The organism is Nocardioides sp. Arc9.136, from assembly GCF_030506255.1.
GTDB lineage: Bacteria > Actinomycetota > Actinomycetes > Propionibacteriales > Nocardioidaceae > Nocardioides.
The window spans coordinates 2,535,374-2,561,410 of sequence record NZ_CP113431.1 but is presented as its reverse complement, the minus strand read 5'-3'; the positions used below and the strand labels follow the sequence as shown (position 1 = coordinate 2,561,410).

Here is a 26,037-nt window from a genome sequence, read left to right as displayed (position 1 = left end):
CCCGTGCCGTACGTCGTCACGCAGTCCTGCTGCGCCGACGCCTCGTGCGTCGTCGCCTGCCCGGTCAACTGCATCCACCCCGCGCCGGGGGAGCCCGGTTTCGCGACCGCCGAGATGCTGTACGTCGACCCGCGCTCGTGCGTGGGCTGCGGTGCGTGCACCACGGCGTGCCCGGTCGGGGCGGTCGTCCCGGACACCGCGCTGACCCCCGAGCAGGAGCCGTTTCGCGAGCTCAACGCGGCCTACTACGACGCGTTCCCGCACGCCGACCGCACCCCGCTGGCGCTGGTCCCCCCGCAGCGCCGGCTCCGGCGGTCCCGGCCGGTCCGCGTCGCCGTGGTCGGTGCCGGGCCGGCCGGGCTCTACACGGCCGACGAGCTGCTCCAGCACCCCGAGGTCACCGTGGACGTGCTCGACCGGCTGCCCACGCCGTACGGCCTGCTCCGCGCCGGCGTCGCCCCGGACCACCAGCACACCAAGGAGGCCGAGCGGCTCTTCCGGGCGATCGAGGAGCAGCCCGGCTTCCGCTACCTTCTTGGCGTCGAGGTCGGCCGGGACGTCACCCGCGCCGAGCTCGACGAGCGCTACGACGCCGTCGTGTGGACCGTCGGCGCGTCGGCCGACCGGCGGCTGGAGGTGCCGGGGGAGGACCTTCCCGGCTCGAGCTCGGCGACGGCCCTGGTCGGTTGGTACAACGGCCACCCCGACCACCGCGACCTCGCCGTCGACCTCTCCCACGAGCGCGTGGTGGTCATCGGCAACGGCAACGTGGCGCTCGACGTCGCCCGCGTCCTGACCGCCGACCCCGACGACCTCGCGCGCACCGACGTCGCTGACCACGCGCTGGCGGCGCTGCGCGCCAGCGCCGTCCGCGAGGTCGTCGTGGTCGGGCGCCGCGGGCCCGGCCAGGCGTCCTTCACGACCCCCGAGCTGGTGGGCCTCGCCGGGCTCGCCCGGTCCGGCGTCGTCGACGTCGTCGTCGACCCGGGCGGGGCCGACGCGGACGGGGCGGAGCCCGAGGGTCCCGCGGGCGACGACCTGCGGTCGCGCGTGCTGCGCGAGCTCACCCACCGCACCCCCGACCCCTCACGGCGGCGGATCGTGCTCCGCTTCCTCGCCTCGCCGACCCGCGTGCTCGGGTCCGACCGCGTCGAGGGCGTCGAGCTGGTCCGCAACGAGCTGGTGCCGGACGCCGCCGGGGTGCCACGGGCGAAGGCGACCGGCGAGACCGAGGTGCTGGAGGCCGGCATGGTGCTGCGCTCGGTCGGCTACCGCGGCCGGCCCGTCGCCGGGCTGCCGCACGAGCCGGTGTCCGGGACGGTGCCGAACGAGCACGGCCGCGTCGAGCCCGGGACGTACGTCGCCGGCTGGGTCAAGCGCGGTCCGACCGGCTTCCTGGGCACCAACAAGGCGTGCGCCCAGGAGGCCGTCGAGGCCCTGCTCGACGACCTCGACGCCGGGCTGCTCGAGGAGCGGGTGACCTCGACCGAGGACGTGCGCCGCCTGCTCGCGGCGCGCGACGTGCACGTCGTCGACCTCGCCGGCTGGCGCGCGATCGACCGCGAGGAGCGGCGCCGCGGCGAGGCCGCGGGCCGTCCCCGCGTGAAGCTGACCGATCCCGTCGAGATGGTCGAGACGGTGATGAGCGCCGGCCGTCGCGGCCGGCGGGGGCTCAGCGCTTCTTCTCGGTGAACTTGTCCATGGAGCTCGCGGTGTCCGAGGCGGCCTTCGCGCGCTTCTCGCCCCGCTTCTCCTTGATCGACTTGCCGGACTTCTTCGACATTCCTTGGCGCGGCGACTTGTCGCTCATGGCGTATCCCTTGGTGGAGGGCCTGGGCGGCCCCGTCCGGTGAGCCTACGCCCCTCTCCCCCCGGATACCCTGGCCTCCGCCGACCAACGGTTCAGGGAGAAACGGGGCTGAGGATGTCGTCCAGCGAGCAGGAGCGTCCCGACGGACGCCAGGCGCGCTGGGACCGGCACAACCAGCAGCGCCGCCAGCAGATCCTGGACGCCGCCATCGCGGTGATCGAGGCGGGCGAGCCGGGCGCGGAGTTCCACGTGCAGCAGATCGCCGAGCGGGCGGGGCTGAACCGGACGGTCGTCTACCGCCACTTCGCCGACCGCAGCGACCTCGACCGTGCGGTCCAGGTCGAGATCCTCGACGGGCTGTGGGCCGAGCTGCTGCCCTCGGTCACCCTCGACGGCACGATCCCGCAGATCGTGGAGCGGATCGTCGCGACGTACGTCGGCTGGGCCGTCGCCCACCCCGCCCTGCACCGGGTCGCCGAGCAGGAGGCCGACGTCACCGGGCCGCTGCAGCAGGGTCTGGAGCGGATCGCGGGCCAGGTCTGCGAGCTGATCACGACCGCCGTCGAGCTGCTGGGCCTGGAGGTCTCCGAGGACGAGCGCGCCGCGATCGACCCGTTGGTCTTCGGGCTCGTCGGTGCGGTCTTCGGAGCCGTGCGCCGCTGGGTCGCCCGCCCCGAACGGGTGCCGGCGGCACCGAAGATGGTCGAGCTGGTGACCCGGTCGGTGTGGTTCACCCTCGAGGGTCACGGCCGGGCGCTGGGCATCGAGCTCGACCCGCGCCAGCCGGTCGAGGAGCTGCTGGCCGCGGCGGTCGCCCGGGGAGAGGTCGTGCCGTGAGCGAGGGGAGCGTCGAGGGCGTGCTGCACCAGGACGGCGTCGGCCGCACCGACGAGCTGGACCGGCTCTGGACGCCGCACCGGATGGCCTACATCCGCGGCGAGAACAAGCCGGCGGACGCCTCGTCCGGCGAGTGCCCCTTCTGCCGCATCCCGTCGCTGGCCGACGACGAGGGCCTGGTCGTGCACCGCGGACGGCTCTCGTTCGTGGTCCTCAACCTCTACCCCTACGCGCCGGGGCACCTGATGGTCTGCCCCTACCGCCACATCGCCGACTACACCGAGACCACCGACGAGGAGGCGGCCGAGATCGCCGACCTCACCCGCGACGCCATGCGCGTGGTCCGCCGGGTCTCGGGCGCAGGAGGGTTCAACATCGGCATGAACCAGGGCCACATCGCCGGTGCCGGCATCGCCGCGCACCTCCACCAGCACGTCGTGCCGCGCTGGCCGGGCGACCAGAACTTCATGCCGATCATCGGCCGCACCAAGACGCTCCCCGAGCTGCTCGGGGACACCCGAGCGATGCTCGCGGAGGCCTGGCCGGGCGGGACGGGCGCGTGAGCGACCCCGCGCCCGACCTCGCCGAGGACGCCCGCCTGGCCGCGGACCTGGTGCGCGCGGCCGGGACCCTCGCCCGGCGGATGCGGTCCGAGGGCCTCGAGACCGACTACAAGACGTCGATCTCCGACGTCGTCACCGCGGCGGACCGGGCCGCGGAGGAGCTGGTCACCGGGCGGCTGCGCGCCGAGCGGCCCGGCGACGCGGTGCTGGGCGAGGAGCACGGGCACGTCGCGGCCGGCACGAACGGCCGCTCCTGGGTCGTCGACCCCGTCGACGGCACCTACAACTTCGTCAACGACCTGCCGTGGTGGTGCTCGGCCGTCGGCCTCCGCGACACCGAGGACCTGCTCGTCGGGGCGGTCCACGACCCCCTGGGCGACGCGACGTACGTCGGCGGGCCGGGGCTGCCGAGCACGTGCGACGGCGGGCCGCTGGCCCCGCTGGCCGACCGGCCGCTCACGGAGATCGGCGTGGCGACGTACCTCCACCCGCCCTTCCTCGAGGGCGAGGTCGGCGCCGCCTGGCGCCGCGCCGCGGGCGGTGCGGCCGCGCTGCGGTGGCTGGGGTCGATGAGCATGGACCAGGTCGGCGTGGCGACCGGGCGCATCGGCCTGGTCTTCCAGCACTCCGTGGCGCCGTGGGACGAGCTGCCCGGCGCCGCGATCATCCGCGGAGTCGGGGGAGTGACCCGGCACGTGGAGGTCGCCGGGAAGGACTGGTACGTCGCCGGGCCGCCCACCGCGGTCGCCGAAGTCTGCTCGCGGCTGCTCGACCGCTAGCCTGCTCCCGCCATGCTGGATCGTTTCCGTGCCTTCTGGACGAAGGTCGTCGCCCCCGTCGCCCACCTGCTCATCAGGCTCGGCGTCAGCGCCGACGTCGTGACCCTCGTCGGGACGATCGGGGTGTGCGCCGGCGCGCTCGTGTTCTACCCGCAGGGCGAGCTCCTCATCGGCACGCTCGTCATCACCGCCTTCGTCTTCAGCGACCTCGTCGACGGCTACATGGCGCGCACGACCGGCCGCTCGAGCAGCTTCGGGGCGTTCCTCGACTCCACGCTCGACCGGATCGGCGACGGCGCCATCTTCGCCGGTCTCGCCCTCTACTTCGCGTGGGAGGGCGACAGCCGGCTCTACCTCGTGCTGTCGCTGGTCTGCCTGGTGATGGGCAGCGTGACCTCCTACGCCCGGGCCCGCGCGGAGGGCCTCGGCTACACCGCCAAGGTGGGCATCGCCGAGCGCGCCGACCGGCTCGTGGCGATCCTGGTGATGACCGGTCTCGGAGCGATCTTCGACCTGCCGGTCCTGATGCACGTCGCGCTGTGGGCCCTCGCCATCGCCTCGACCGTCACGGTCGTGCAGCGGATCTGGGTGGTGCGCCAGCAGGCGCTCGCGGCCGTGACGGACCCGAATCCGTCCGCCGGGTAAATCCGCCTACGCTCGGGCCATGAGCGAGAGCACCAGCACCCCGAGCACCGGCACCACCCGCGTCAAGCGAGGCATGGCCGAGATGCTCAAGGGCGGCGTCATCATGGACGTCGTCACCCCCGACCAGGCGAAGATCGCCGAGGACGCCGGGGCCGTCGCGGTGATGGCGCTCGAACGGGTGCCCGCCGACATCCGTGCCCAGGGCGGCGTGTCGCGGATGAGCGACCCGGACATGATCGACGGGATCGTCGAGGCCGTCTCGATCCCGGTGATGGCCAAGGCGCGGATCGGTCACTTCGCCGAGGCGCAGGTGTTGCAGGCGCTCGGCGTGGACTACGTGGACGAGTCCGAGGTGCTGACCCCGGCCGACTACGCCCACCACATCGACAAGTGGGCCTTCACGGTGCCGTTCGTGTGCGGCGCGACGAACCTGGGCGAGGCGCTGCGGCGGATCACCGAGGGCGCGGCGATGATCCGCTCCAAGGGCGAGGCCGGCACCGGCGACGTGTCCAACGCGGTGACCCACATGCGCACGATCCGCGGGGAGATCCGCCGGCTGGCGGCGCTGGAGGGCGACGAGCTCTACGTTGCGGCCAAGGAGCTGCAGGCGCCGTACGACCTGGTCAAGGAGGTCGCCGAGTCCGGCAAGCTGCCGGTCGTGCTCTTCACCGCCGGCGGCATCGCGACCCCGGCGGACGCGGCGATGATGATGCAGCTGGGCGCCGAGGGCGTGTTCGTGGGGTCGGGGATCTTCAAGTCCGGCAACCCCGCGCAGCGTGCCGAGGCGATCGTCAAGGCCACGACGTTCCACGACGACCCCGACGTGGTCGCGAAGGTCTCGCGCGGGCTTGGCGAGGCCATGGTCGGCATCAACGTCGAGGAGATCCCGCAGCCCCACCGCCTCGCCGAGCGCGGCTGGTGACCAGCTGACCGACGTGCAGGACTCGTGGGTGGGCCAGGTCCTCGGCGTCCTGGCCCTCCTCCTGCTCCTCGCGCTGGTCGGGTGGTGGGCCCGCTGGCTCCACCGCAGGCTCGCGGTCGTCACCGGCGCGCCCCGCTGGGCGCGCCGCACCTCGCTCGCCGTGGTCGTCGGGGGCCTGCTGCTGTACGCCGCGACGAACCTCGCCTACCGCACGCTCGACCCCGCGCCGCTGCGGCCGGTGCTGTGGGTGGGCTTGGCCTGGCTCGGGCTCGCCTGGTACCTCACCCTCGGCTGTGCGCTGCTCGCCGTCGCCGCGCTCGTGCTGCGGCTGCTGCGCCGGCCCGCCGGCCGGGAGCGGCTGCTGCGCGTCGGCACCCCGCTCGTCGTCGTCCTCGCCCTGGTCGTCATGGCCGTGGGCGCCGTCGTGGCGCAGCGGCCGCGGGCCACGTCGTACGACATCGGCTCGGCGGCGGTGCCCGCCGGGTGGGACGGCGCGCGCATCGTGCTGCTCACCGACCTCCACGTCGGCGTCGTCCACGGCGAGGCCTGGACCCGCCGGGTCGTCGACCTGGTCAACGAGCAGCGGCCCGACCTCGTGGTCCTCGGCGGGGACCTCGTCGACGGCCGCGAGCGCTGGACCGGTCCGGACCTCGACCCGCTCGCGGACCTGCAGGCGCCCCTCGGCGTGCTCGCGGTCTCGGGCAACCACGAGATCGAGTCCGGCGACGCGCCGGCGTACCTCGACCGCCTCGACCGGCTCGGCATCGACGTCCTGCGCAACGAGCGCGTGGTGCTGACCCGCGGGGGAGACCCCCTCGTCGTGGCCGGCGTCCACGACGAGATCGGGACCGGCGCCCTCGAGCCGGACCCGGCCACCGCGCTCGGGGGCACCCGCCCCGACGACTACGTCGTGTACGTCGCGCACGAGCCGCGGCAGCTCGTCGCCGGTGCCGGCGTCGACCTGCAGCTCTCGGGGCACACCCACGGCGGGCAGATCTGGCCGTTCGGCTGGCTGGTGCCGCTGCAGCAGCCGACGACCGCCGGCGTCGACCGGGTCGACGGCGTCACGGTCGTCACCTCGCGTGGGGTCGGCACCTCCGGCCCGCCGGTCCGCACCGGCGCCGCGCCCGAGGTCACCGTCGTCACCCTGCACGGTGGTTGAGCCGGGCGCGCGCCTACGCTCTCGACCCGTGCCACCCACCATCGGTGTCCTCGCCCTGCAGGGCGACGTCCGCGAGCACGTCTCCGCTCTCACCGGCCTCGGCGTGGCGGCGACGACCGTGCGCCGCCCCGAGGAGCTGGAGCGGGTCGACGGACTGGTGCTGCCGGGTGGTGAGTCGACCACGATGGCCACGCTGCTGCGGACCTTCGCGCTGCTCGACCCGCTGCGCCGTCGGGTCGCCTCGGGCATGCCGGCCTTCGGCACCTGCGCGGGGATGATCCTGCTCGCCGAGCGGGTCCGCGACGGCGCCGTGGGCCAGGAGACCGTCGGCGGGCTGGACGTCACGGTGCGGCGCAACGCCTTCGGCCGGCAGGTCGACTCCTTCGAGACCGACCTGCCCGTGTCCGGGCTGGCGGACCCGGTGCACGCCGTGTTCATCCGCGCCCCGTGGGTCGAGGAGGTGGGCGCCGGTGTGGAGGTGCTCGCGGAGGCGGCCGGCCACCCCGTCGCCGTACGACAGGGGGCGCTGCTGGCGACCAGCTTCCACCCCGAGGTCGGTGGCGACGGGCGCCTGCACCGGCTGTTCCTCGACCTCGTCGGCTGACCGTGTCGGCCGCCCGCCGCTGCCGGCGCTAGGATCGACGGTCGTTGCAGGGGATGCAGCAGCACACGACCGGCGCGGGAAGAGGGACGTATGTCTGGCCACTCCAAGTGGGCGACCACGAAGCACAAGAAGGCCGCCATCGACGCCAAGCGCGGCAAGATGTTCGCCAAGCTGATCAAGAACGTCGAGGTCGCGGCCCGGATGGGCGGCGGTGACCCGGCCGGCAACCCCACGCTGTACGACGCCATCCAGAAGGCCAAGAAGTCCTCGGTCCCCAACGACAACATCGACCGCGCGGTCAAGCGCGGGTCGGGCGCCGAGACCGGCGGTGCCGACTACACGACCATCACCTACGAGGTCTACGGCGCCCAGGGCGTCGGCATCCTCGTCGAGTGCCTGACCGACAACAAGAACCGGGCAGCGATGGAGGTCCGCACCGCGGTCACCCGCAACGGCGGCACCATGGCCGACCCGGGCTCGGTCTCGCGGCTGTTCAACCGCAAGGGCGTCGTCCTGGTGCCGAAGGCACAGGAGGGCAAGGAGGTCACCGAGGACGACGTCCTCGAGGCGACCCTCGACGCCGGTGCCGAGGAGGTCAACGACCTCGACGACCAGTTCCAGGTCATCTCCGAGGCGACCGACCTCGTGGCGGTCCGCACCGCGCTCCAGGCGGCCGGCCTGGACTACGACTCCGCCGACATCCAGTTCGTCGCGACCATGGACATCCCCGTCGACGCGACCGCCGCCGGCAAGGTCTTCAAGCTCGTCGACGCCCTCGAGGACCTCGACGACGTGCAGGACGTGTTCAGCAACGTCGACGTCCCGGCCGACGTGCTCGCGGCGCTCGAGGACGCCTGACGGGCTCCACGGTCCTGAGCGGCGTGACCGGCGCGCCTCGGGCGTGTCGCCGTGGGTACGGCGGCGCCCGGCGGCTAGCGTTCCTCCCGAACAGACGTTCGACGGAAGGCTGGCCATGCGCGTGCTCGGGATCGACCCCGGCCTGACCCGCTGCGGGATGGGCGTGGTCGAGGGCTCGGTCGGGCGGCCGCTGGACCTGGTCGACGTCAACGTGCTGCGCACCAGCGCCGACCGGCCCGTGGCCGAGCGGCTGGTCACCATCGAGAAGGGCGTCGACGCGTGGCTCGACGAGCACCGACCCGACGCCGTGGCGATCGAGCGGGTCTTCGCCCGGTCCGACGTCAGCACCGTCATGGGCACCGCCCAGGCGAGCGGCATCGCGATGGTCTGCGCCGCGCGCCGCGGACTGCCGGTCGCGCTGCACACCCCCAGCGAGGTCAAGGCGGCCGTCTCGGGCAACGGCCGCGCCGACAAGGCGCAGGTGGGCGCGATGGTGACGCGGATCCTGCGGCTCGACGCGATGCCCAAGCCGGCCGACGCCGCCGACGCGCTGGCGCTGGCCATCACCCACATCTGGCGCGGTGGCGCGCAGGCCCGGATCGAGGCCGCCCTGGCGGCGTCCCGGACGCCGGCCCGCGCGGCCGCCCGCACGCCGGCCCGCCCGCCGGCACCGACGAGAGCAAGGAGTCGAGGTTGATCGCGTTCGTCCGCGGACAGGTCGCGGGGGTCACGCTGACCAGCGCGGTCCTCGAGGTCGGCGGGGTGGGTCTGGAGCTGATGTGCACGCCCGGCACGCTCGCGGGGCTGCGCACCGGCCACAGCGCGACACTGGCGACCAGCATGGTCGTCCGCGAGGACTCGCTGACCCTCTTCGGGTTCGCCGACGAGGACGAGAAGAGCATCTTCGAGCTCGTCCAGACCGCCTCCGGCGTCGGCCCGAAGGTGGCCCAGGCCATGGTCGCGGTGCTCAGCCCCGACGACGTGCGCCGCGCGATCGGCTCCGACGACGTCAAGACGCTCACCCGCGTGCCCGGGATCGGCCAGAAGGGCGCCCAGCGGATCATCCTCGAGCTCAAGGACCGGATCGGTCCTCCGACGGGCGCCGTCTCGGCCCCGGCAGCGGCCGGTGCCGAGCCGTGGCGCGACCAGGTGCACCAGGGCCTGGTCGGCCTCGGCTGGTCGGCGAAGGACGCCGAGAAGGCCGTCGACGCGGTCGCGCCCGACGCTGGAGCCGTGCCCGACGTCGCGACGCTGCTCCGCGCGGCCCTCCGCACGCTCAGCAAGGCCTGAGCGCCGTGCCCTTCCACGAGGACGAGCTCGACGAGGCCGAGGAGTCCCACCTCCGGTCCATCACGGCGGCCGAGGCCGACGGCGACGAGCGGGCGGTCGAGGCGGCGCTGCGACCCCGCACGCTCGACGAGGTGGTCGGGCAGTCGCGGGTGCGCGACCAGCTCGGGCTCGTGCTCGAGGCCGCACGTCGCCGGGGGCGTGCCCCCGACCACGTGCTGCTCAGCGGTCCTCCGGGCCTGGGCAAGACCACCCTGGCGATGATCATCGCCGCCGAGATGGCGGCCCCGCTGCGGCTGACCAGCGGCCCGGCCATCACCCACGCCGGCGACCTCGCCGCGATCCTGTCGGGGATGAACGAGGGCGAGGTGCTCTTCGTCGACGAGATCCACCGCATGTCCCGGCCGGCCGAGGAGATGCTCTACATGGCGATGGAGGACTTCCGAGTCGACGTCGTCATCGGCAAGGGGCCCGGCGCGACCGCGATCCCGATCGAGCTGCCGCCGTTCACCCTGGTCGGGGCGACCACCCGGGCCGGGTTGCTGCCGGGTCCGCTTCGCGACCGGTTCGGCTTCACCGCCCACCTGGAGTTCTACGAGCCGCACGAGCTCGACCTGATCGTCCACCGCTCCGCCGGGCTGCTCGGGGTCGAGCTGACCGACGAGGGCAGCGCCGAGATCGCCTCCCGCTCGCGGGGCACCCCCCGCATCGCCAACCGCCTGCTGCGCCGGGTGCGCGACTACGCGCAGGTCCGCGCCGACGGCGTGGTCACCCGGACGGTCGCCGAGGCGGCGCTGGACCTCTACGAGGTCGACCAGCTGGGCCTGGACCGGCTCGACCGCGCGGTCCTCGACGCCCTGTGCCGCCGGTTCGGCGGAGGACCGGTCGGCATCTCGACCCTGGCGGTCGCCGTGGGCGAGGAGCGGGAGACCGTCGAGGAGGTCGCCGAGCCCTTCCTCGTCCGCAACGGCTTCCTGGCCCGTACGCCGCGCGGCCGGATCGCCACACCCGCCGCCTGGGAGCACCTCGGGCTCGCCGTCCCGCCGTCCACGGGGGAGCCGACGCTCTTCGAGGAGTGAGCCCGGGGGCCGTCCCGCGGCCGCCGCGCCCGGCGTGTCCGCGGCGACCTGCCGGTCCGCGGGATTCGTCCGTGCGGGCGAGGCCGTAGGTATGCTTCCTCGTCGGCCGCCCCGGGACTCGCCCGGGTGCGCGGCCTCCCCATCATCGCTCGAGAGGTCTCGTCGTGCCGGAGCTCGCCTCCTTGTTGCCCCTGGTCGGCATCGCACTCCTCTTCTGGCTCCTGCTCATCAGGCCGGCTTCCCGGCGCCAGAAGGAACTCGTCCGCATGCAGTCGTCGTTGGAGGTGGGTGACGAGGTCGTCCTGACCTCCGGCTTCCTCGGCACGATCCGCGAGCTCTCCGACGACACCGCCCGGATCGAGATCGCCGAGGGGGTCGTCGTGACCGTCGCCCGCGGCGCGATCGGGACCGTCGCACAGCCAGGGCCCGTCGCCGACGAGCCGAAGGAGATCTGACACATGGCACGCAAGCCCCGTCCGGGACGCACCCTCGGGGTGTTCTTCCTCGGCCTGGTGCTCCTCTACGGACTGGTGACCCTCGGCGGCAGCTGGAAGCCCGAGCTCGGCCTGGACCTCCAGGGCGGTACCCGGATCACGCTGGTCGCCGACGACGAGGACCCGCCGGCCGACAGCCTCGAGCAGGCGCGCCAGATCATCGACGACCGCGTGAACGGCAGCGGTGTCACCGAGGCGGACGTCGTCACCGAGGGCGACAACATCATCGTCGTCGAGATCCCGGGCAGCTCGCGGCGCGACCTGCTCGACACCGTCAAGCGCCAGGCGCAGCTGCGGTTCCGGCTCGTGGCCTGCTCCGAGGACGCCCCGGGGCCGTGCGCCACCGGTGGCGGCGCGCCGGCCCTGGACCCGAACAGCCTCCCCGAGGGCACGGTCCAGGTCGACCCGAACGCCGGCGGGAACGGTGGTGCCGGGAACGGTGGTGCCGGCAACGGCGGTGCCGGGAACGGCGACGGCGGCCAGCAGGGCAGCAGCAACCGCCCGCCGGTCGGCTTCGCCGCCAAGCCCTCCCAGGCCGACGGCTCGGAGAGCCCGAGCGCCGAGCCGAGCGACGAGGCGAGCAACGCCCCGACCCCGGCCCCCGAGGGCGGCCCGGACGCCGGTGACCCGCTGGCCTGGACCGACGCGCCGAACGAGGCCGCGATCAAGGCCTACAACGACTTCACCTGCCCGGCCGACGGCTCGGCGCCGAACGTCGTCGACGACCCGGCCAAGCCCCTCGTCACCTGCGACACCGGCGAGCGCGGCCAGGTCATCAAGTACCTGCTGTCTCCCGCCGCCATCGAGGGCACCCAGCTGACCGACGCCGGCGCGGCGATCCCGCAGGGCCAGGTGAACTGGGTCGTCCAGCTCAGCTTCAACGGTGAGGGCACCGAGACCTTCGCGGACATCTCCCGCAAGCTCTTCAACAACGACGGCCAGTTCGCCGTCGTGCTCGACGGCCAGGTGCTCTCCGCGCCCGGCATGGACGCCGTGATCACCAACGGCGAGGCGCAGATCTACGGCGACTTCACCGAGTCGACGGCCAAGAGCCTGGCGACCAGCCTGAAGTTCGGCGCGCTGCCGATCGCCTTCCAGGACGACGTGTCGGCCGAGACGATCGGCCCCTCGCTGGCCGGTGACCAGCTCTCGGCGGGCCTCTGGGCCGGTGGCCTCGGCCTCGGCCTGGTGATGCTCTACTGCCTGGTCTACTACCGCGGGCTCGGCATCGTGGTCCTCGGCTCGCTGGCGGTCGCCGCGCTGATCACCTACGCGTTGGTGCTGCTGCTCAGCGAGACCGCCGGGTTCACGCTGACCCTGCCGGGCATCGCCGGCCTGATCATCGCGGTCGGTGTCACCGCCGACTCCTTCATCCTGTTCTTCGAACGCATCCGGGACGAGATGCGCGAGGGCAAGTCGATGCGCGTCGCGGTCGAGACCGGCTGGAAGCGTGCGAAGGTGACCCGCCTCGCGGCGAACACCGTCTCGCTGCTCTCCGCCGCCGTGCTCTACATCTTCGCGACCGGCGCCGTGAAGGGCTTCGGCTTCGCGCTGGGCCTGTCGACGCTGATCGACCTCGCGGTGCTGTTCTGGTTCACCAAGCCCGCGGTGTCCTACCTCGCGCGGTACAAGTTCTTCAACGGCGGCGGCCAGCTCTCCGGCCTCAGCCCCGAGACGCTCGGCATCGACCGGGTCCCCGCTGGAGGTAAGGCCTGATGGGCAAGTTCTCGCGGCTCGGCAACGAGCTCTACACCGGTCGGAAGTCGATCGACTTCGTCGGTCGCAAGCCGCTCTGGTACGCCGTCTCGCTGCTGCTCGTCGGCCTCGCGATCGCCGTCGTGCTCGTCAAGGGCCTCAACTTCGGCATCGAGTTCACCGGCGGCACCCAGTACCGCGTCGCGGTCGGCGCCTCCGAGGCGACGCAGGAGAACGCCGACGCCCTGCGCGAGGCGGTCGCCGACGCCGGCGTCGAGGGCGCGGACTCCCCGGTGGTCACGACCGCGGGCGAGTCGCTGCTCGTCCAGGTCGAGGACCTCGGCCCGGAGGAGAACGACCAGGTCGTCTCCGTCATCACCGACACGCTCTCGGTCGACGACCCGGCCAACGACATCTCCCAGGACGAGATCGGCGCGAGCTGGGGCCAGCAGGTGGCCGAGCGCGCCGCGATCGGCGTCGCGGTCTTCCTCGCGCTGGTCATGGTCTTCATCTGGATCTACTTCCGCGAGTGGAAGATGTCGATCGCGGCGATGGTGGCCCTGGTCCACGACATCGCGATCACGATCGGCATCTACGCCCTGTCGGGCTTCTCGGTGACGCCGTCGGCGGTCACCGGCCTGCTGGCGATCCTCGGCTTCTCGCTCTACGACACGGTCGTGGTCTTCGACAAGGTCCGCGAGAACACCCACGAGTACCGCCGGCCCGGCCAGTCCTACGCCGACGCGGCCAACCTCGCGGTCAACCAGACCCTGGTCCGCTCGATCAACACCGGCATCGTCGCGCTCATCCCGATCGGCGCCATCCTCTGGGTCAGCGCGGTGCAGCTGGGCGCGAGCTCGCTGCAGGACCTGGCGCTCTCGCAGTTCGTCGGCATGGCCGTCGGCGTCTACTCCTCGGTCTGCCTGGCGCCGCGCGTGCTGGTGCACCTGAAGTCGAACGAGTCGTCGGTCAAGGAGCAGGAGCGGCGCGCCAAGGCGCGGGCCCGGGCGCAGGCCGACCGGTACGCCTCCGTCCCGTCGTTCGCGGACGAGGGCGCCGCCTCCACCGGCGCCACGGCCTGGGACCCCGAGGCCGACCCCGAGCTGGTCGACCCCGACCTCGTCGACGACGAGCCGGTGGGCGAGCGGCCGGCCACCGCGCCCCCGCGGCGTCCCGAGGCGAGCGGGCGGGGTCGCGTCGTACCCCAGGCGAAGGGCGAGGTCCGCAGCAGCGGGGCCGCCGGACGCCAGCAGCCCTCCCGCGTCACCCGCTCCAAGCGCGGCAAGAAGTAGCCGGCCGGTGAGCACCCTGGGCAGCCGGTCGCACGTCGAGGCCGGCCGCGCCGCGCTCGAGCGGCTGGTCGTCGACGTCCCCGACTTCCCCGAGCCGGGGGTGGTCTTCAAGGACATCACCCCGCTGCTGGCCGACCACGACGGCCTCCGGGCCGTCGTGGAGGCGCTGGCCGACGCCGGCCGCGACGCCGAGGGGCGCCCGGTCGTCGACAAGGTCGTCGGGATGGAGGCGCGCGGGTTCATCCTCGGCGCCCCGGTCGCGCTGGCCCTCGGCGCGGGCTTCGTCCCGGTGCGCAAGGTGGGCAAGCTCCCGCGCGACACCCACGCGGTGTCCTACGCGCTGGAGTACGGCGAGGCGACGCTCGAGCTGCACCGCGACGCCGTCGCACCGGGGGACCGGGTGCTGCTGGTCGACGACGTGCTCGCCACCGGCGGCACCGTCCGGGCCACCCGTGAGCTGGTGGAGGCCTGCGGCGCGACGCCGGTCGCCGTCACCGTGCTGATGGAGCTGGGGTTCCTCGCCGGCCGGGACCTGGTCGGCGAGCTGCCGGTGCACAGCATCGCGGTCATCTGACCCCGCGCCGACGGCCTACACTTCAGGGGTGACCGAGGACCGCACCCCCGCGCCGGCGACGACCGGCGCGCGTGCGCCTGCCAAGCCGCGCACCCCGCGGCCGGCCTCCGCCGACTCGAGCGGCTCCTCGCCGTCCAACACCCGCGGCATGCGGGCCCGCCTGGCCCGGATGGGCACGCGCAGCCAGCCGACCAACCCGGTCCTCGAGCCGCTCTTCCGCGCCGTCCGGGCCAACCACCCGAAGGCCGACCTCGCGCTGCTCGAGCGCGCCTACGACGTCGCCGAGAAGATGCACGGCACGCAGATGCGCAAGAGCGGTGACCCCTACATCACCCACCCGCTCGCGGTCACCACCATCCTCGCAGGCATCGGCATGACCGAGCCGACCCTGGTCGCCTCCCTGCTCCACGACACGGTCGAGGACACGCCGTACACGCTCGACCAGCTGCGCAAGGACTTCGGCGACGAGGTCGCCCAGCTCGTCGACGGGGTGACCAAGCTCGACAAGGTCGTCTACGGCGACACCGCCGAGGCCGAGACCATCCGCAAGATGATCGTCGCGATGTCGCGCGACATCCGGGTGCTGGTCATCAAGCTCGCCGACCGCCTGCACAACATGCGGACCCTGCGCTACGTCAAGCAGGAGACCCAGGAGCGCAAGGCCCGCGAGACCCTCGACATCTACGCCCCGCTGGCCCACCGGCTGGGCATGAACACCCTCAAGTGGGAGCTGGAGGACCTCGCCTTCGCGACCCTCCACCCCAAGATCTACGACGAGATCGTGCGGATGGTCGCCGAGCGGGCGCCCTCGCGCGACCAGTTCCTCGCCGAGGTGATCAGCCAGGTCGAGAACGACCTGCGCGAGGCGAAGGTCAAGGCGACCGTCACCGGCCGGCCGAAGCACTACTACTCGATCTACCAGAAGATGATCGTGGGTGGCCGGGAGTTCTCCGACATCTACGACCTGGTCGGCATCCGCATCCTCGTCGAGGAGGACCGCGACTGCTACTCGGTCCTCGGCGTGCTGCACTCGCGCTGGAACCCGGTCCTGGGCCGGTTCAAGGACTACGTCGCGATGCCGAAGTTCAACATGTACCAGTCGCTGCACACGACGGTCATCGGCCCGGCGGGCAAGCCGGTCGAGGTGCAGATCCGGACCTTCGCGATGCACCGCCGCGCGGAGTACGGCGTCGCGGCGCACTGGAAGTACAAGGAGGACGGCCGCGCCGGCCTCGACACCGAGCGCCGAGCCGACCACGACGACATGACCTGGGTCCGGCAGCTGCTGGACTGGCAGAGCGAGGTCGAGGACCCGGGGGAGTTCCTGGAGTCGCTCCGCTTCGAGATCAACCGCGCGGAGACCTACGTCTTCACCCCGCGCGGCGACGTCATCGCGCTGCCGGCGGGGTCCACCCCGGTGGACTTCGCCTACGCCGTGCACACCGAGGTCGGGCACCACACGATCGGCGCCCGCGTCAACGGGCGGCTCGTGCCCCTGGAGTCGACGCTGGAGAACGGCGACGTCGTCGAGGTGTTCACCTCCAAGTCCGAGAACGCCGGGCCGTCGCGCGACTGGCTGACGTTCGTGCGGTCGCCGCGCGCCCGCTCCAAGATCCGGCACTGGTTCTCCAAGGAGCGGCGCGAGGAGGCGATCGAGCAGGGCAAGGAGCAGATCGCCAAGCTGATGCGCAAGGAGGGCCTGCCCCTCAAGCGGCTGATGTCGCACGAGTCGCTGACCCTCGCGGCGCGGCACTTCAACATCGCCGACGTCTCCGCGCTCTACGCCGCGGTCGGCGAGGGGAACCTGTCCGCCCAGGCGGTCGTCAAGCGGGTCATCGAGGAGCACGGCGGCAGCGAGGCGGCCCAGGAGGACCTGGCCGAGGCCGTCACCATCACCGGGCGCCGAGGCCGCTCGAAGGTGGCCCCGAGCGGCGGCGACGCCGGCGTCATCGTCAAGGGCGCGCCCGACGTGTGGGTCAAGCTCGCCAAGTGCTGCACCCCGGTCCCGCCCGACGACATCCTCGGCTTCGTCACCAAGGGCGGCGGCGTGTCGGTGCACCGCCACGACTGCACGAACGCCGCGTCGCTGAAGTCCCAGCCCGAGAAGCTGCTCGACGTCGAGTGGGCCCCCACCGGCTCCTCGACCTTCCTGGTCAACATCCAGGTCGAGGCGCTCGACCGGGCCCGGCTGCTCTCCGACATCACCATGGCGCTCTCCGACGCCCACGTGAACATCCTCAGCGCGAACCTCTCCACCACCCGCGACCGCGTCGCGAAGAGCCGCTTCAGCTTCGAGATGGCCGAGGCCAAGCACCTCGACCAGGTGCTCAAGGCCGTCCGCGGCGTCCCCGGCGTCTTCGACGCCTACCGCGTCACGGCCTGACCCGCCGGTCGAGCAGCGAGCCACCCGCTGGTCGAGCAGCGAGCGCGAGCGAGCCACCGCTGGTCGAGCAGCGAGCGCGAGCGAGCGTCGTCGAGACCCCGTGAGCCGCGCAGGGCAGCGACCAATGGGGTCACCGCAGTGCTGACGTCACCGGGTCTCGACGACGCTCGGGCCTGGCGGCCCTCCCTGCTCGACCAGCGGTACGCCGCTGGTCGAGCAGCGAGCGCGAGCGAGCCACCCGCTGGTCGAGCAGCGAGCGCGAGCGAGCGTCGTCGAGACCCCGTGAGTCGCGCAGGGCCTCGACCACTGAGGTAGCCGCCGTGCTCACGTCGCCGGGTCTCGACGACGCTCGGGCCTGGCGGCCCTCCCTGCTCGACCAGCGGTACGCCGCTGGTCGAGCAGCGAGCGTGAGCGAGCGTCGTCGAGACCCCGTGAGTCGCGCAGGGCCTCGACCACTGAGGTAGCCGCCGTGGGCACGTCACCGGGTCTCGACGACGCTCGGGCCTGGCGGCCCTCCCTGCTCGACCTGCGGTACGCCGCTGGTCGAGCAGCGAGCGCGAGCGAGCGTCATCGAGACCCGATGAGCCGCGCAGGGCGTCGACCACTGGGGTTACTGCCGTAGGCACGTCGCCGGGTCTCGACGACGCTCGGGCCTGGCGGCCCGCCCTGCTCGACCAGCGGCACGCCGCGAGGGAGCGTCGTCGGGCTCGCTCGACCTCAACCGGAGAAGTCCGCGGACGCCTTCCGGGCCATGTCGAGGAACTGCTGGCGCGAGGCGAGGTTCTCCTCGAGCTCGCGCACCTTCTTCTCGTTGCCGGTGGAGCGGGCCTGGTCGAGGTCGGCCTGGACCTTGGCGATCGCCACCTCGAGCTTGAGCACCATGTCCCCGGCGCGCGCGGACTTCTCGGGGTCCGAGCGCTTCCACTGCTCGTCCTCGACGGCGCGGATGGCCTGCTCGACCTTGCGGATGCGGCCCTCGAGCTCCTTCATCCGGTCGCGCGGGACCTTGCCGGCTGCGTCCCAGCGGTCGGCGATGTCGCGGAAGGCGCGCTTGGCGGCCTCGACGTCGGTGACGGGGACCAGCGCCTCGGCCTCGACGAGCAGCTGCTCCTTGACCTCGGCGTTGGCGGCGAACTCCTGGTCCTGCTCGGCGGCCGCGGCGTCACGGGCGCCGAAGAAGGTGTCCTGGGCGGACCGGAACCGCTTCCAGAGGGCGTCGTCGACCTCCTTGGGAGCCGGGCCGGCGGCCTTCCACTCGCGCATCAGGTCGCGGTAGCGGCCGGCGGTGGGACCCCACTCGGTGGAGTCGGCGATCTTCTCGGCCTCGACGACCAGGCGCTCCTTGATGCCGCGCGCCGCGTCCCGCTTCTCGTTCTGCTCCGCGAAGTGCGACTTGCGGCGGCGCGTGTAGGCGGTGCGGGCGGAGGAGAAGCGCCGCCACAGCGCGTCGTCGGACGCGCGGTCGATCCGGGGGAGTGCCTTCCACTCGTCGAGCAGCTCGCGGAGCCGGTTGGCGCCGTGACGCCAGTCCGAGCCCTGCGCCAGCTTCTCGGCCTCGCCGACCAGCTTCTCCTTGGCGGCCTTGGCCTCCGCGGACTTGGCCGCCTTCTCGGCCTTGCGCGCCTCGCGCTGGGTGGCGATCACGGGGCCCAGGGCGTCCAGGCGACCGCCCAGCGCGGCGAGGTCGCCGACGGCGTTCGCGTCGGTCACCTGGGCGCGGACCGTCTTCACCGACTCGGCGGCCTCCTCGGGGGAGAGCACGCCGGAGCGCACCCGCTGCTCCAGCAGCTCGACCTCGAAGGAGAGGGCGGCGTACCGCTCGGTGAAGAAGGTCAGCGCCTCCTCCGGCGTCCCCTCGGGATACTGACCGACGGGGCGCTCCCCGTCAGCGGTCCGGACGTAGACGGTGCCGTCGTCATCGACTCGGCCCCACTCATGGCTCGTCACTGCTGGTCCCTCGCATCGGTGGTCGCGGGCGGCTCGCTCACGCAGGCCCACATGCTAGTGGGGTACGCCGCCGGCCGCGCGCGTCGCGCGGCAGCCGGTCGAATCCCGGTGGAGCCGGACCGGTGTCCCACCGGTAGCCTGACCCGGTGCTGATCGCCGGATTCCCCGCCGGCCCGTGGGGGACGAACTGCTACGTCGCCGCCACCGGGCCGGGCGCCGAGTGCGTCGTCATCGACCCCGGGAAGGACTCCGCGGACGGTGTCGCCGAGGTCGTCCGCGAGCACCGGCTCAAGCCCGTCGCGGTGCTGGTGACCCATGGCCACGTCGACCACATGTGGTGCGTCGCGCCCGTCGCCGGCACCTACGACGCCACCGCCTGGATCCACCCCGAGGACCGGCACCTGCTCACCGACCCGATGGCCGGCATGTCGCGCGAGACGACCAGGATGATGCTGGGCGGCAGCTACGAGTGGGCCGAGCCCGACGACGTGCGCGAGCTGGCCGACGACCAGGAGCTCGAGCTCGCCGGGCTGCGGTTCCTCGTCGACCACACCCCCGGGCACACCCAGGGCTCGGTCACCTTCCGCACGCCCTACGAGCAGCAGGACGTCAGTGAGGTCATGTTCTCCGGTGACCTGCTCTTCGCGGGCTCGATCGGGCGCACCGACCTCCCGGGCGGTGACCACCCCACCATCCTGCGCAGCCTGCGGGACAAGGTGCTCACCCTGCGCGACGACGTCGTCGTCCTCCCCGGCCACGGCGAACAGACCTCGATCGGCCGCGAGCGTGCGACCAACCCCTACCTGCTGGACCTCCAGGACACCGACCCCGACGGTGCGGCGGACCCCACCAGCCCTGTGACGCGAGGTCTCTGACATGGCCAAGCCGACCCCGCTCAGCGGGTTCCCCGAGCTGCTCCCGGAGCAGCGCTTCGTCGAGCAGCAGGTGATCGACACCCTGCGCTCGGTCTTCGAGCTCCACGGCTTCGCCGGCATCGAGACCCGCGCGGTGGAACCGATGGACCAGCTGCTGCGCAAGGGCGACACCTCCAAGGAGGTCTACGTCCTGCGCCGGCTGCAGGAGGCCGACAGCGCCACCGACTCCGGCCTGGGCCTGCACTTCGACCTCACCGTGCCGTTCGCGCGGTTCGTGCTGGAGAACGCCGGCAAGCTGGAGTTCCCCTTCCGTCGCTACCAGGTGCAGAAGGCCTGGCGCGGCGAGCGGCCCCAGGACGGGCGCTACCGCGAGTTCACCCAGGCCGACATCGACATCGTCGGCAAGGACGAGCTGCCGTTCCACCACGACATCGAGGTCACGCGCGTCATGGTCGACGCGCTCTCGCGCCTCGCCGACCCCGAGGTGCTCGGCCTGCCGCCGTTCCGCCTGCAGGTCAACAACCGCAAGCTGATCCAGGGTTTCTACGCCGGCATCGGCGCGCCGGACCCCTCCGAGGTCATGCGGCTGGTCGACAAGCTCGACAAGCTGCCGGCCGAGACCGTGCGGGGGATGCTCGTCGAGGAGGCCGGGCTGTCGCCGGAGCAGGCGGACCGCTGCCTGGAGCTGGCGACGATCCGCAGCACCGACGACTCGTTCGTCGAGCGGGTCCGGGCGCTCGGCGTGGAGGACCCGCTGCTGGAGGAGGGCCTCGGCGAGCTCGCCGCCCTGCTCCGCGGCTGCGCGTCGCTCACGAGCGACAAGGTCACCATCGAGGCCGACCTCTCCATCGCGCGCGGGCTCGACTACTACACCGGCACCGTATTCGAGACCCGCCTCGAGGGCAGCGAGTCCCTCGGCTCGATCTGCTCGGGCGGTCGCTACGACGCGCTCGCGAGCGACGGCCGCACGACGTACCCCGGCGTCGGGATCTCCCTCGGCGTGAGCCGGGTGCTGGTGCCGCTGCTGAACCGCGGCGCCCTCGTCGCGGACCGCAAGGTGCCCTCGGTCGTGCTCGTCGCGCTGACCGGCGAGGACACCCGCGAGGAGTCCGACGCCATCGCGACGGCGCTGCGCGCGAACGGCGTGCCCTGCGAGGTCGCCGCGACCGCGCAGAAGTTCGGCAAGCAGATCCGGTACGCCGAGCGCCGAGGCATCCCGTACGTCTGGTTCACCGGCGACGACGGCCACCAGGTCAAGGACATCCGTACGGGGGAGCAGGTCGCCGCGGACCCGGCCACCTGGACCCCTCGCACCTCCGACCACCGACCGAAGGTCGTGGTCGCGACCGGCTCGACCACCCCACCAGCCAAGGAGCAGAAGCAGTGATCCGCACCCATGACGCCGGCGCCCTCCGCGCCGAGCACGTCGGCCAGACCGTCACCCTCGCCGGGTGGGTGGCCAACCGACGCGATCACGGGGGCGTCGCCTTCATCGACCTCCGCGAGGCCAGTGGTGTCGTCCAGGTGGTCATCCGCGACGAGGAGGTGGCCCACCAGCTGCGCGCCGAGTACTGCCTCAAGGTGACCGGCGAGGTGACCGCGCGCAAGGAGGGCAACGAGAACCCGAACCTGGCCACCGGTGCCGTCGAGGTCGTCGCGACCACCGTCGAGGTGCTCAGCGCCGCCGCGCCGCTGCCGTTCCCGATCAGCGACCACGTCGAGGTGGGCGAGGAGGTCCGGCTCAAGCACCGCTACCTCGACCTGCGCCGCTCCGGCCCGGCCGCCGCGATCCGCCTGCGCAGCAAGGTCAACAAGGCCGCGCGCGACGTGCTGGACCGCCACGACTTCGTCGAGATCGAGACCCCGACGCTCACCCGGAGCACCCCCGAGGGCGCCCGCGACTTCCTCGTGCCTGCCCGCCTGCACCCGGGCAGCTGGTACGCCCTGCCGCAGAGCCCGCAGCTGTTCAAGCAGCTGCTGATGGTCGGCGGCATGGAGCGCTACTACCAGATCGCGCGCTGCTACCGCGACGAGGACTTCCGCGCCGACCGCCAGCCGGAGTTCACCCAGCTCGACATCGAGATGTCCTTCGTCGAGCAGGAGGACGTCATCGCGCTGATGGAGGACGTCCTCGCCGCGATGTGGGCGCTCATCGACGTCAAGATCCCGCGCCCGATCCCGCGGATGACCTACGCCGAGGCGATGGCGAAGTACGGCTCGGACAAGCCGGACCTGCGGATGGGCAACGAGCTCGTCGAGTGCACCGACTACTTCAAGGACACCCCGTTCCGCGTCTTCCAGGCGGAGTACGTCGGCGCGGTCGTCATGCCGGGCGGCGCGAGCCAGCCCCGCAAGCAGCTCGACGCGTGGCAGGAGTGGGCCAAGCAGCGCGGCGCCCGCGGGCTGGCCTACGTGCTCGTCCAGGAGGACGGCACCCTCGGCGGCCCGGTCGCCAAGAACATCACCGAGGAGGAGAAGGCCGGCCTGGCCGCGCACGTGGGCGCCCAGCCGGGCGACTGCATCTTCTTCGCCGCCGGCGCCACCAAGTCCAGCCGCGCCCTGCTGGGTGCCGCGCGCCTCGAGATCGGCCGGCGCTGCGGGCTGATCGACGAGTCGGCGTTCGCCTTCACCTGGGTGGTCGACGCACCTCTCTTCGAGCCGGCCAGCGAAGCGGTCGCCAGCGGCGACGTCGCGGTCGGCGGGGGAGCGTGGACCGCGGTCCACCACGCCTTCACCAGCCCCAAGCCAGAGTTCCTCGACACCCTCGAGGACAACCCCGGCGAGGCGCTCGCCTACGCCTACGACATCGTCTGCAACGGCAGCGAGCTCGGCGGCGGGTCCATCCGGATCCACCGCGAGGACGTCCAGAAGCGCGTCTTCTCCGTCATGGGCATCGGCGAGGAGGAGGCGCAGGAGAAGTTCGGCTTCCTGCTCGACGCCTTCAAGTACGGCGCGCCCCCGCACGGCGGCATCGCCATCGGCATGGACCGCATCTGCGCGATCCTCGCCGGTGCGGACTCCATCCGCGACGTCATCGCCTTCCCGAAGTCGGGTGGCGGGTTCGACCCGCTGACGGCCGCCCCTGCGCCGATCACGCCTGCCCAGCGCAAGGAAGCCGGTGTCGACGCCGCTCCGGCGGAGGAAACCGGTTCCCCGGCCTGATCGGCCGAACGGCCCTGTCCACGGGTCGAGACCAGATCGTTACTCGTCGGTGAACGTCCGGGGCCGGATGCTGACGTAGTCTCCCTGAGGCGCCGGTCCTCCGCGCCCCACACTCACGATCCCCTCCAGGGGCGCGCCGCGCCCCTCGACCATCGAGGTGCCATGACACTGACGGCAGATCTGGCCAACCCGGGCTCTGCGCCCGAGCCGCCGGCCGAGGAGTCGGCGGCCGAGGAGAAGGTCGTCGGCCGGTCGCCCATGCAGCTGGCGATGGCCCGGTTCCGTCGCGACAAGCTGTCGATGGTCTCGGCCGTCATCTCGATCCTGATCGTCCTCTGCGCCATCGCGGCGCCGATCCTGGTCGGCCTCGACGTCCTGAGCCCGAACAAGTTCAACCAGGACCTGCTCGCCTCGGACGGCGTGACGCCCCAGGGCCGCTTCGGCGGGATCAGCTGGGACCACCCGCTCGGTCTCGAGCCGGGCACCGGCAGCGACCTGCTCTCACGTCTGATGCTCGCGATGACCTGGTCCCTCGGCATCGCGCTGACCGGCACCCTGCTGACCGTGCTCATCGGCGTGGTCCTCGGCATCATCTCGGGCTTCTCCGGCGGCTTCATCGACGCCACCGTGGGGCGGTTCATCGACCTGACGCTGTCCTTCCCGCAGACGATGATGCTGCTGGCGCTCTCCAGCCCCGTGGTGCTGCTGATCCAGACCGACGTCGCTGGGATCCCGGGCTTCGGCCTGTTCAAGGACCGCGACCTGGCCAACGGCTTCTACGTCGTGCTGATCCTGGCGGTCTTCGGCTGGCCGCCGGTCGCCCGCGTGGTCCGCGGCCAGGTGCTCTCCCTACGCGAGCGCGAGTACGTCGAGGCCGCCCGGTTGCTGGGTGCGTCGCGCCGCCGGCTGTACTTCAAGGAGGTGCTCCCGAACGTGTGGGCGCCGGTCCTGGTCTACTTCACGCTGCTCGTGCCGGCCTACATCTCGGCCGAGGCGGCGTTCAACTTCCTCGGTGTCGGCATCAAGCCGCCGACGCCGACGCTGGGCAACATCCTGGCCGACTCGGTGAACTACACGAGCGCGGACCCGATGTTCTTCTTCCTCCCCGGCTTCCTGCTCGCCCTGACGGTCGTGGTGTTCAACCTCGTCGGCGACGGAGCACGGGACGCCTTGGACCCCAAGGCCAACCGATAGGACTCAGCTCCCGCGCTCAGTCCGCGCAGGAGGCTGTTGACGCCGGATCACCGGCGCGATCACCCAGATAGGAGACATTGGATGGCGATCACGAAGAAGCCGTTCGCAGTCCTCGCGGCTGCGGCGCTTGCCGTCTCGCTCGCCGCGTGCGGCGGCGACGACGGCGACGGCGGCGGCGCCGGTGGCAGCAGCAACGAAGAGGGCACCGCTGGCGGTACCGCGATCTTCTTCAACGGTGCCCGGAACACCGAGCACTGGGACCCGCAGCGGATGTACATCGGCCGCGACCTGAACAACGCGGGCCGCCTGTTCTACCGCAGCCTCGTCGCGTTCCCGGCGTCGAACGACCCGGAGGAGGGCACCACGCCCGTCCCGGACCTCGCCACCGACACCGGCACCACCGAGGACGGCGGCAAGACCTGGCAGTTCACGATCCGCGACGACGTCAAGTGGGAGGACGGCGAGCCGATCACCTGCGAGGACTTCGCCTACGGCGCCTCGCGGAACTTCGCCACCGACGTCATCATCGGTGGTCCGGCGAACTACCTGTTCACCTACCTCGACATCCCCACGGGCAAGGACGGCCTCCCGGCCTACAAGGGCCCGTACACCGGCGAGGGCCAGGAGCTGTTCGACAAGGCCGTCTCCTGCGACGGCCAGACGATCACCTACAAGATGAAGAAGGCCTGGCCGGACTTCCCGCTCTCGGCCGCGTCGCTGCGCTACCTCGACCCGTACCGCGAGGACCTCGACAAGGGCGACGCGAACAACTTCGCCATCATCTCCAACGGTCCCTACAAGCTCGAGAGCACCTGGAAGGAGGGCACCGGCGCGACCTTCGTCCGCAACGAGAACTGGGACGAGTCCACCGACACCATCCGCAAGGCGCTCCCCGACGAGTGGGAGTTCCGCGAGGGCGACGAGGACGAGGCGATCTACGAGCAGCTCTTCGCCGACTCCGGTGACGCGCAGTACGCCGTGACCGAGCGCCGCGTTCCCCCGACGTTCTTCGGCCGTCTCGAGGAGGCCGGCGACCGCTACACCACCGTCGAGTCGCCCTACGTCGACTACGTCGTGCCGAACTTCAACTCCCCGGTCTTCAAGGACCTCGCCTGCCGCGAGGCGCTGGCGCTGGCCACCGACAAGGCCGGCTGGATCCAGGCCGGTGGTGGCGAGAAGGCCTTCACCCCCGCGTACTCCGTGATCAACCCGACGCTGCCCGGCTACCAGCCGAACCCGGCGTTCGAGAACATCCCGGACGAGGGTGACGCCGAGGCCGCCAAGGCCAAGCTCGAGGAGTGCTCCGCTCCGAAGCCGGTCGAGATCAAGTTCACCTACTCCGGTGGCACGCCGACCTCGGACAAGCAGGCTCGGGCCCTCAAGGAGGCCTGGGACGCCGCTGGCTTCGAGACGCAGCTCGACCCGCTGCAGGACACCTACTACTCCGTGATCCAGAAGCCGGACGCCGACTTCGACGTCACCTGGGGTGGTTGGGGCGCTGACTGGCCGTCCATCGGCACGGTCATCCCGCCGCTGTTCGACAGCCGGATCAACCTGACCGGCTCGTCCAACGGCAACGACTACGGCAACTACAAGGGTGGTCCGGAGGTCGACAAGATGATCGACGCGGCCTACGCCGAGACCGACCTGGACGCCGCTGCCGAGAAGTGGGCGGAGGTCGACGCCAAGCTCGGTGAGGACGTCGCCTACATCCCGCTCGAGATCACGATCTTCAACTTCCTCCACGGATCGAAGGTCACCGGGTACGCCAACAACGTGTCCGTGAACGGTTACGCCGACCTCGCCCTCATCGGCGTCGAGCAGTAACACCCGCGTCACTAGCCAGCCGGCGGTCGGAGTCGCTGTCTCCTCAGC

General features: G+C 72.2%; 24 protein-coding genes. 22 read left to right on the top strand and 2 right to left on the bottom strand.

The features are described 5' to 3' along the window. Positions 1-3 precede the first annotated feature (3 nt). Positions 4-1,692, top strand: coding sequence for an FAD-dependent oxidoreductase (locus OSR43_RS12465; protein ID WP_302266873.1), 1,689 nt, complete (start codon positions 4-6; stop codon positions 1,690-1,692). Here the strand turns inward: OSR43_RS12465 and OSR43_RS12460 are convergent. Beyond that, entirely contained in the window at positions 1,673-1,810 is a 138-nt protein-coding gene (locus tag OSR43_RS12460) for a hypothetical protein (protein WP_302266872.1), read from the bottom strand. The two genes, OSR43_RS12465 and OSR43_RS12460, sit on opposite strands and share 20 nt — an antisense overlap. A 114-nt stretch (positions 1,811-1,924) precedes the next feature. Between OSR43_RS12460 and OSR43_RS12455 the strand changes: the two genes are divergently transcribed. The 16 genes from OSR43_RS12455 (at position 1,925) to OSR43_RS12380 (ending at position 16,984) form a co-directional block, all read left to right on the top strand. Further along, positions 1,925-2,647: a TetR/AcrR family transcriptional regulator gene (locus OSR43_RS12455; protein WP_302266871.1), complete on the top strand. Its 723-nt coding sequence runs from the start codon at positions 1,925-1,927 to the stop codon at positions 2,645-2,647. Then, on the top strand, positions 2,644-3,210 hold the full coding sequence (locus OSR43_RS12450; protein ID WP_302266870.1) for an HIT domain-containing protein: 567 nt from the start codon (positions 2,644-2,646) through the stop codon (positions 3,208-3,210). Before OSR43_RS12455 ends, OSR43_RS12450 begins: the two co-directional genes overlap by 4 nt. Continuing rightward, the gene (locus OSR43_RS12445; protein ID WP_302266869.1) at positions 3,207-3,989 is read left to right on the top strand and encodes an inositol monophosphatase; all 783 of its coding nucleotides are present in this window, start codon (positions 3,207-3,209) and stop codon (positions 3,987-3,989) included. Before OSR43_RS12450 ends, OSR43_RS12445 begins: the two co-directional genes overlap by 4 nt. A 12-nt stretch (positions 3,990-4,001) precedes the next feature. Further along, a complete protein-coding gene (gene pgsA / locus OSR43_RS12440; RefSeq protein WP_302266868.1) occupies positions 4,002-4,634 on the top strand; it encodes a phosphatidylinositol phosphate synthase in 633 nt (210 codons plus the stop codon). A gap of 19 nt (positions 4,635-4,653) precedes the next feature. Further along, positions 4,654-5,556 carry a pyridoxal 5'-phosphate synthase lyase subunit PdxS gene (pdxS, locus tag OSR43_RS12435; RefSeq protein WP_302266867.1) on the top strand — a complete coding sequence of 301 codons (903 nt, stop codon included), beginning with the start codon at positions 4,654-4,656 and terminating at the stop codon, positions 5,554-5,556. A 13-nt stretch (positions 5,557-5,569) separates the two neighbouring features. Further along, positions 5,570-6,718, top strand: a complete 1,149-nt coding sequence (locus OSR43_RS12430) for a metallophosphoesterase (RefSeq protein ID WP_302266866.1) — start codon at positions 5,570-5,572, stop codon at positions 6,716-6,718. 28 nt (positions 6,719-6,746) lie between these two features. After that, positions 6,747-7,322 carry a pyridoxal 5'-phosphate synthase glutaminase subunit PdxT gene (gene pdxT, locus OSR43_RS12425; RefSeq protein ID WP_302266865.1) on the top strand — a complete coding sequence of 192 codons (576 nt, stop codon included), beginning with the start codon at positions 6,747-6,749 and terminating at the stop codon, positions 7,320-7,322. A gap of 90 nt (positions 7,323-7,412) precedes the next feature. After that, complete coding sequence (locus OSR43_RS12420; protein WP_302266864.1) at positions 7,413-8,180, top strand: YebC/PmpR family DNA-binding transcriptional regulator; 768 nt, start codon at positions 7,413-7,415, stop codon at positions 8,178-8,180. 115 nt (positions 8,181-8,295) lie between these two features. Then, entirely contained in the window at positions 8,296-8,877 is a 582-nt protein-coding gene (ruvC, locus tag OSR43_RS12415; protein WP_302266863.1) for a crossover junction endodeoxyribonuclease RuvC, read from the top strand. Beyond that, the gene (gene ruvA / locus OSR43_RS12410) at positions 8,874-9,470 is read left to right on the top strand and encodes a Holliday junction branch migration protein RuvA (RefSeq protein ID WP_302266862.1); all 597 of its coding nucleotides are present in this window, start codon (positions 8,874-8,876) and stop codon (positions 9,468-9,470) included. Before ruvC ends, ruvA begins: the two co-directional genes overlap by 4 nt. A gap of 5 nt (positions 9,471-9,475) precedes the next feature. Further along, positions 9,476-10,546, top strand: coding sequence for a Holliday junction branch migration DNA helicase RuvB (ruvB, locus tag OSR43_RS12405; RefSeq protein WP_302266861.1), 1,071 nt, complete (start codon positions 9,476-9,478; stop codon positions 10,544-10,546). A 164-nt stretch (positions 10,547-10,710) separates the two neighbouring features. Beyond that, the gene (yajC, locus tag OSR43_RS12400; protein ID WP_302266860.1) at positions 10,711-11,001 is read left to right on the top strand and encodes a preprotein translocase subunit YajC; all 291 of its coding nucleotides are present in this window, start codon (positions 10,711-10,713) and stop codon (positions 10,999-11,001) included. A 3-nt stretch (positions 11,002-11,004) separates the two neighbouring features. Further along, entirely contained in the window at positions 11,005-12,756 is a 1,752-nt protein-coding gene (gene secD / locus OSR43_RS12395) for a protein translocase subunit SecD (RefSeq protein ID WP_302266859.1), read from the top strand. Beyond that, positions 12,756-14,027: a protein translocase subunit SecF gene (secF, locus tag OSR43_RS12390; RefSeq protein ID WP_302266858.1), complete on the top strand. Its 1,272-nt coding sequence runs from the start codon at positions 12,756-12,758 to the stop codon at positions 14,025-14,027. The genes secD and secF overlap by 1 nt, the downstream gene beginning before the upstream one ends. 16 nt (positions 14,028-14,043) lie before the next feature. Continuing rightward, on the top strand, positions 14,044-14,601 hold the full coding sequence (locus tag OSR43_RS12385) for an adenine phosphoribosyltransferase (protein WP_302271678.1): 558 nt from the start codon (positions 14,044-14,046) through the stop codon (positions 14,599-14,601). Positions 14,602-14,749: 148 nt separating this feature from the next. Beyond that, complete coding sequence (locus OSR43_RS12380; protein WP_302271676.1) at positions 14,750-16,984, top strand: bifunctional (p)ppGpp synthetase/guanosine-3',5'-bis(diphosphate) 3'-pyrophosphohydrolase; 2,235 nt, start codon at positions 14,750-14,752, stop codon at positions 16,982-16,984. Between the two features lie 717 nt (positions 16,985-17,701). Here OSR43_RS12380 and OSR43_RS12375 read toward each other — a convergent pair. Next, positions 17,702-18,931 (bottom strand): DUF349 domain-containing protein, encoded by a 1,230-nt coding sequence (locus tag OSR43_RS12375; protein WP_302266857.1) that lies wholly within the window; start codon positions 18,929-18,931, stop codon positions 17,702-17,704. A 146-nt stretch (positions 18,932-19,077) separates the two neighbouring features. Here OSR43_RS12375 and OSR43_RS12370 point away from each other — a divergent pair, with 146 nt between their 5' ends. The 5 genes from OSR43_RS12370 (at position 19,078) to OSR43_RS12350 (ending at position 25,989) form a co-directional block, all read left to right on the top strand. Continuing rightward, positions 19,078-19,806: an MBL fold metallo-hydrolase gene (locus OSR43_RS12370; protein ID WP_302266856.1), complete on the top strand. Its 729-nt coding sequence runs from the start codon at positions 19,078-19,080 to the stop codon at positions 19,804-19,806. Position 19,807: 1 nt separating this feature from the next. Next, a complete protein-coding gene (gene hisS / locus OSR43_RS12365) occupies positions 19,808-21,193 on the top strand; it encodes a histidine--tRNA ligase (protein WP_302266855.1) in 1,386 nt (461 codons plus the stop codon). After that, complete coding sequence (gene aspS / locus OSR43_RS12360) at positions 21,190-22,968, top strand: aspartate--tRNA ligase (RefSeq protein WP_302266854.1); 1,779 nt, start codon at positions 21,190-21,192, stop codon at positions 22,966-22,968. Before hisS ends, aspS begins: the two co-directional genes overlap by 4 nt. A 162-nt stretch (positions 22,969-23,130) precedes the next feature. Next, a complete protein-coding gene (locus OSR43_RS12355; protein WP_302266853.1) occupies positions 23,131-24,162 on the top strand; it encodes an ABC transporter permease in 1,032 nt (343 codons plus the stop codon). Positions 24,163-24,243: 81 nt separating this feature from the next. After that, positions 24,244-25,989 (top strand): ABC transporter substrate-binding protein, encoded by a 1,746-nt coding sequence (locus OSR43_RS12350; protein ID WP_302266852.1) that lies wholly within the window; start codon positions 24,244-24,246, stop codon positions 25,987-25,989. Positions 25,990-26,037 lie beyond the last annotated feature (48 nt).

What these genes read in the sequence shown, in the direction of transcription:
- OSR43_RS12460 (WP_302266872.1), bottom strand. Translation starts at nt 1,810, where the DNA reads ATGAGCGACAAGTCGCCGCGCCAAGGAATGTCGAAGAAGTCCGGCAAG.
- OSR43_RS12455 (WP_302266871.1), top strand. Translation starts at nt 1,925, where the DNA reads ATGTCGTCCAGCGAGCAGGAGCGTCCCGACGGACGCCAGGCGCGCTGG.
- pgsA (WP_302266868.1), top strand. Translation starts at nt 4,002, where the DNA reads ATGCTGGATCGTTTCCGTGCCTTCTGGACGAAGGTCGTCGCCCCCGTC.
- pdxS (WP_302266867.1), top strand. Translation starts at nt 4,654, where the DNA reads ATGAGCGAGAGCACCAGCACCCCGAGCACCGGCACCACCCGCGTCAAG.
- OSR43_RS12420 (WP_302266864.1), top strand. Translation starts at nt 7,413, where the DNA reads ATGTCTGGCCACTCCAAGTGGGCGACCACGAAGCACAAGAAGGCCGCC.
- ruvC (WP_302266863.1), top strand. Translation starts at nt 8,296, where the DNA reads ATGCGCGTGCTCGGGATCGACCCCGGCCTGACCCGCTGCGGGATGGGC.
- secD (WP_302266859.1), top strand. Translation starts at nt 11,005, where the DNA reads ATGGCACGCAAGCCCCGTCCGGGACGCACCCTCGGGGTGTTCTTCCTC.
- secF (WP_302266858.1), top strand. Translation starts at nt 12,756, where the DNA reads ATGGGCAAGTTCTCGCGGCTCGGCAACGAGCTCTACACCGGTCGGAAG.
- OSR43_RS12380 (WP_302271676.1), top strand. Translation starts at nt 14,750, where the DNA reads ATGCGGGCCCGCCTGGCCCGGATGGGCACGCGCAGCCAGCCGACCAAC.
- hisS (WP_302266855.1), top strand. Translation starts at nt 19,808, where the DNA reads ATGGCCAAGCCGACCCCGCTCAGCGGGTTCCCCGAGCTGCTCCCGGAG.
- OSR43_RS12355 (WP_302266853.1), top strand. Translation starts at nt 23,131, where the DNA reads ATGACACTGACGGCAGATCTGGCCAACCCGGGCTCTGCGCCCGAGCCG.
- OSR43_RS12350 (WP_302266852.1), top strand. Translation starts at nt 24,244, where the DNA reads ATGGCGATCACGAAGAAGCCGTTCGCAGTCCTCGCGGCTGCGGCGCTT.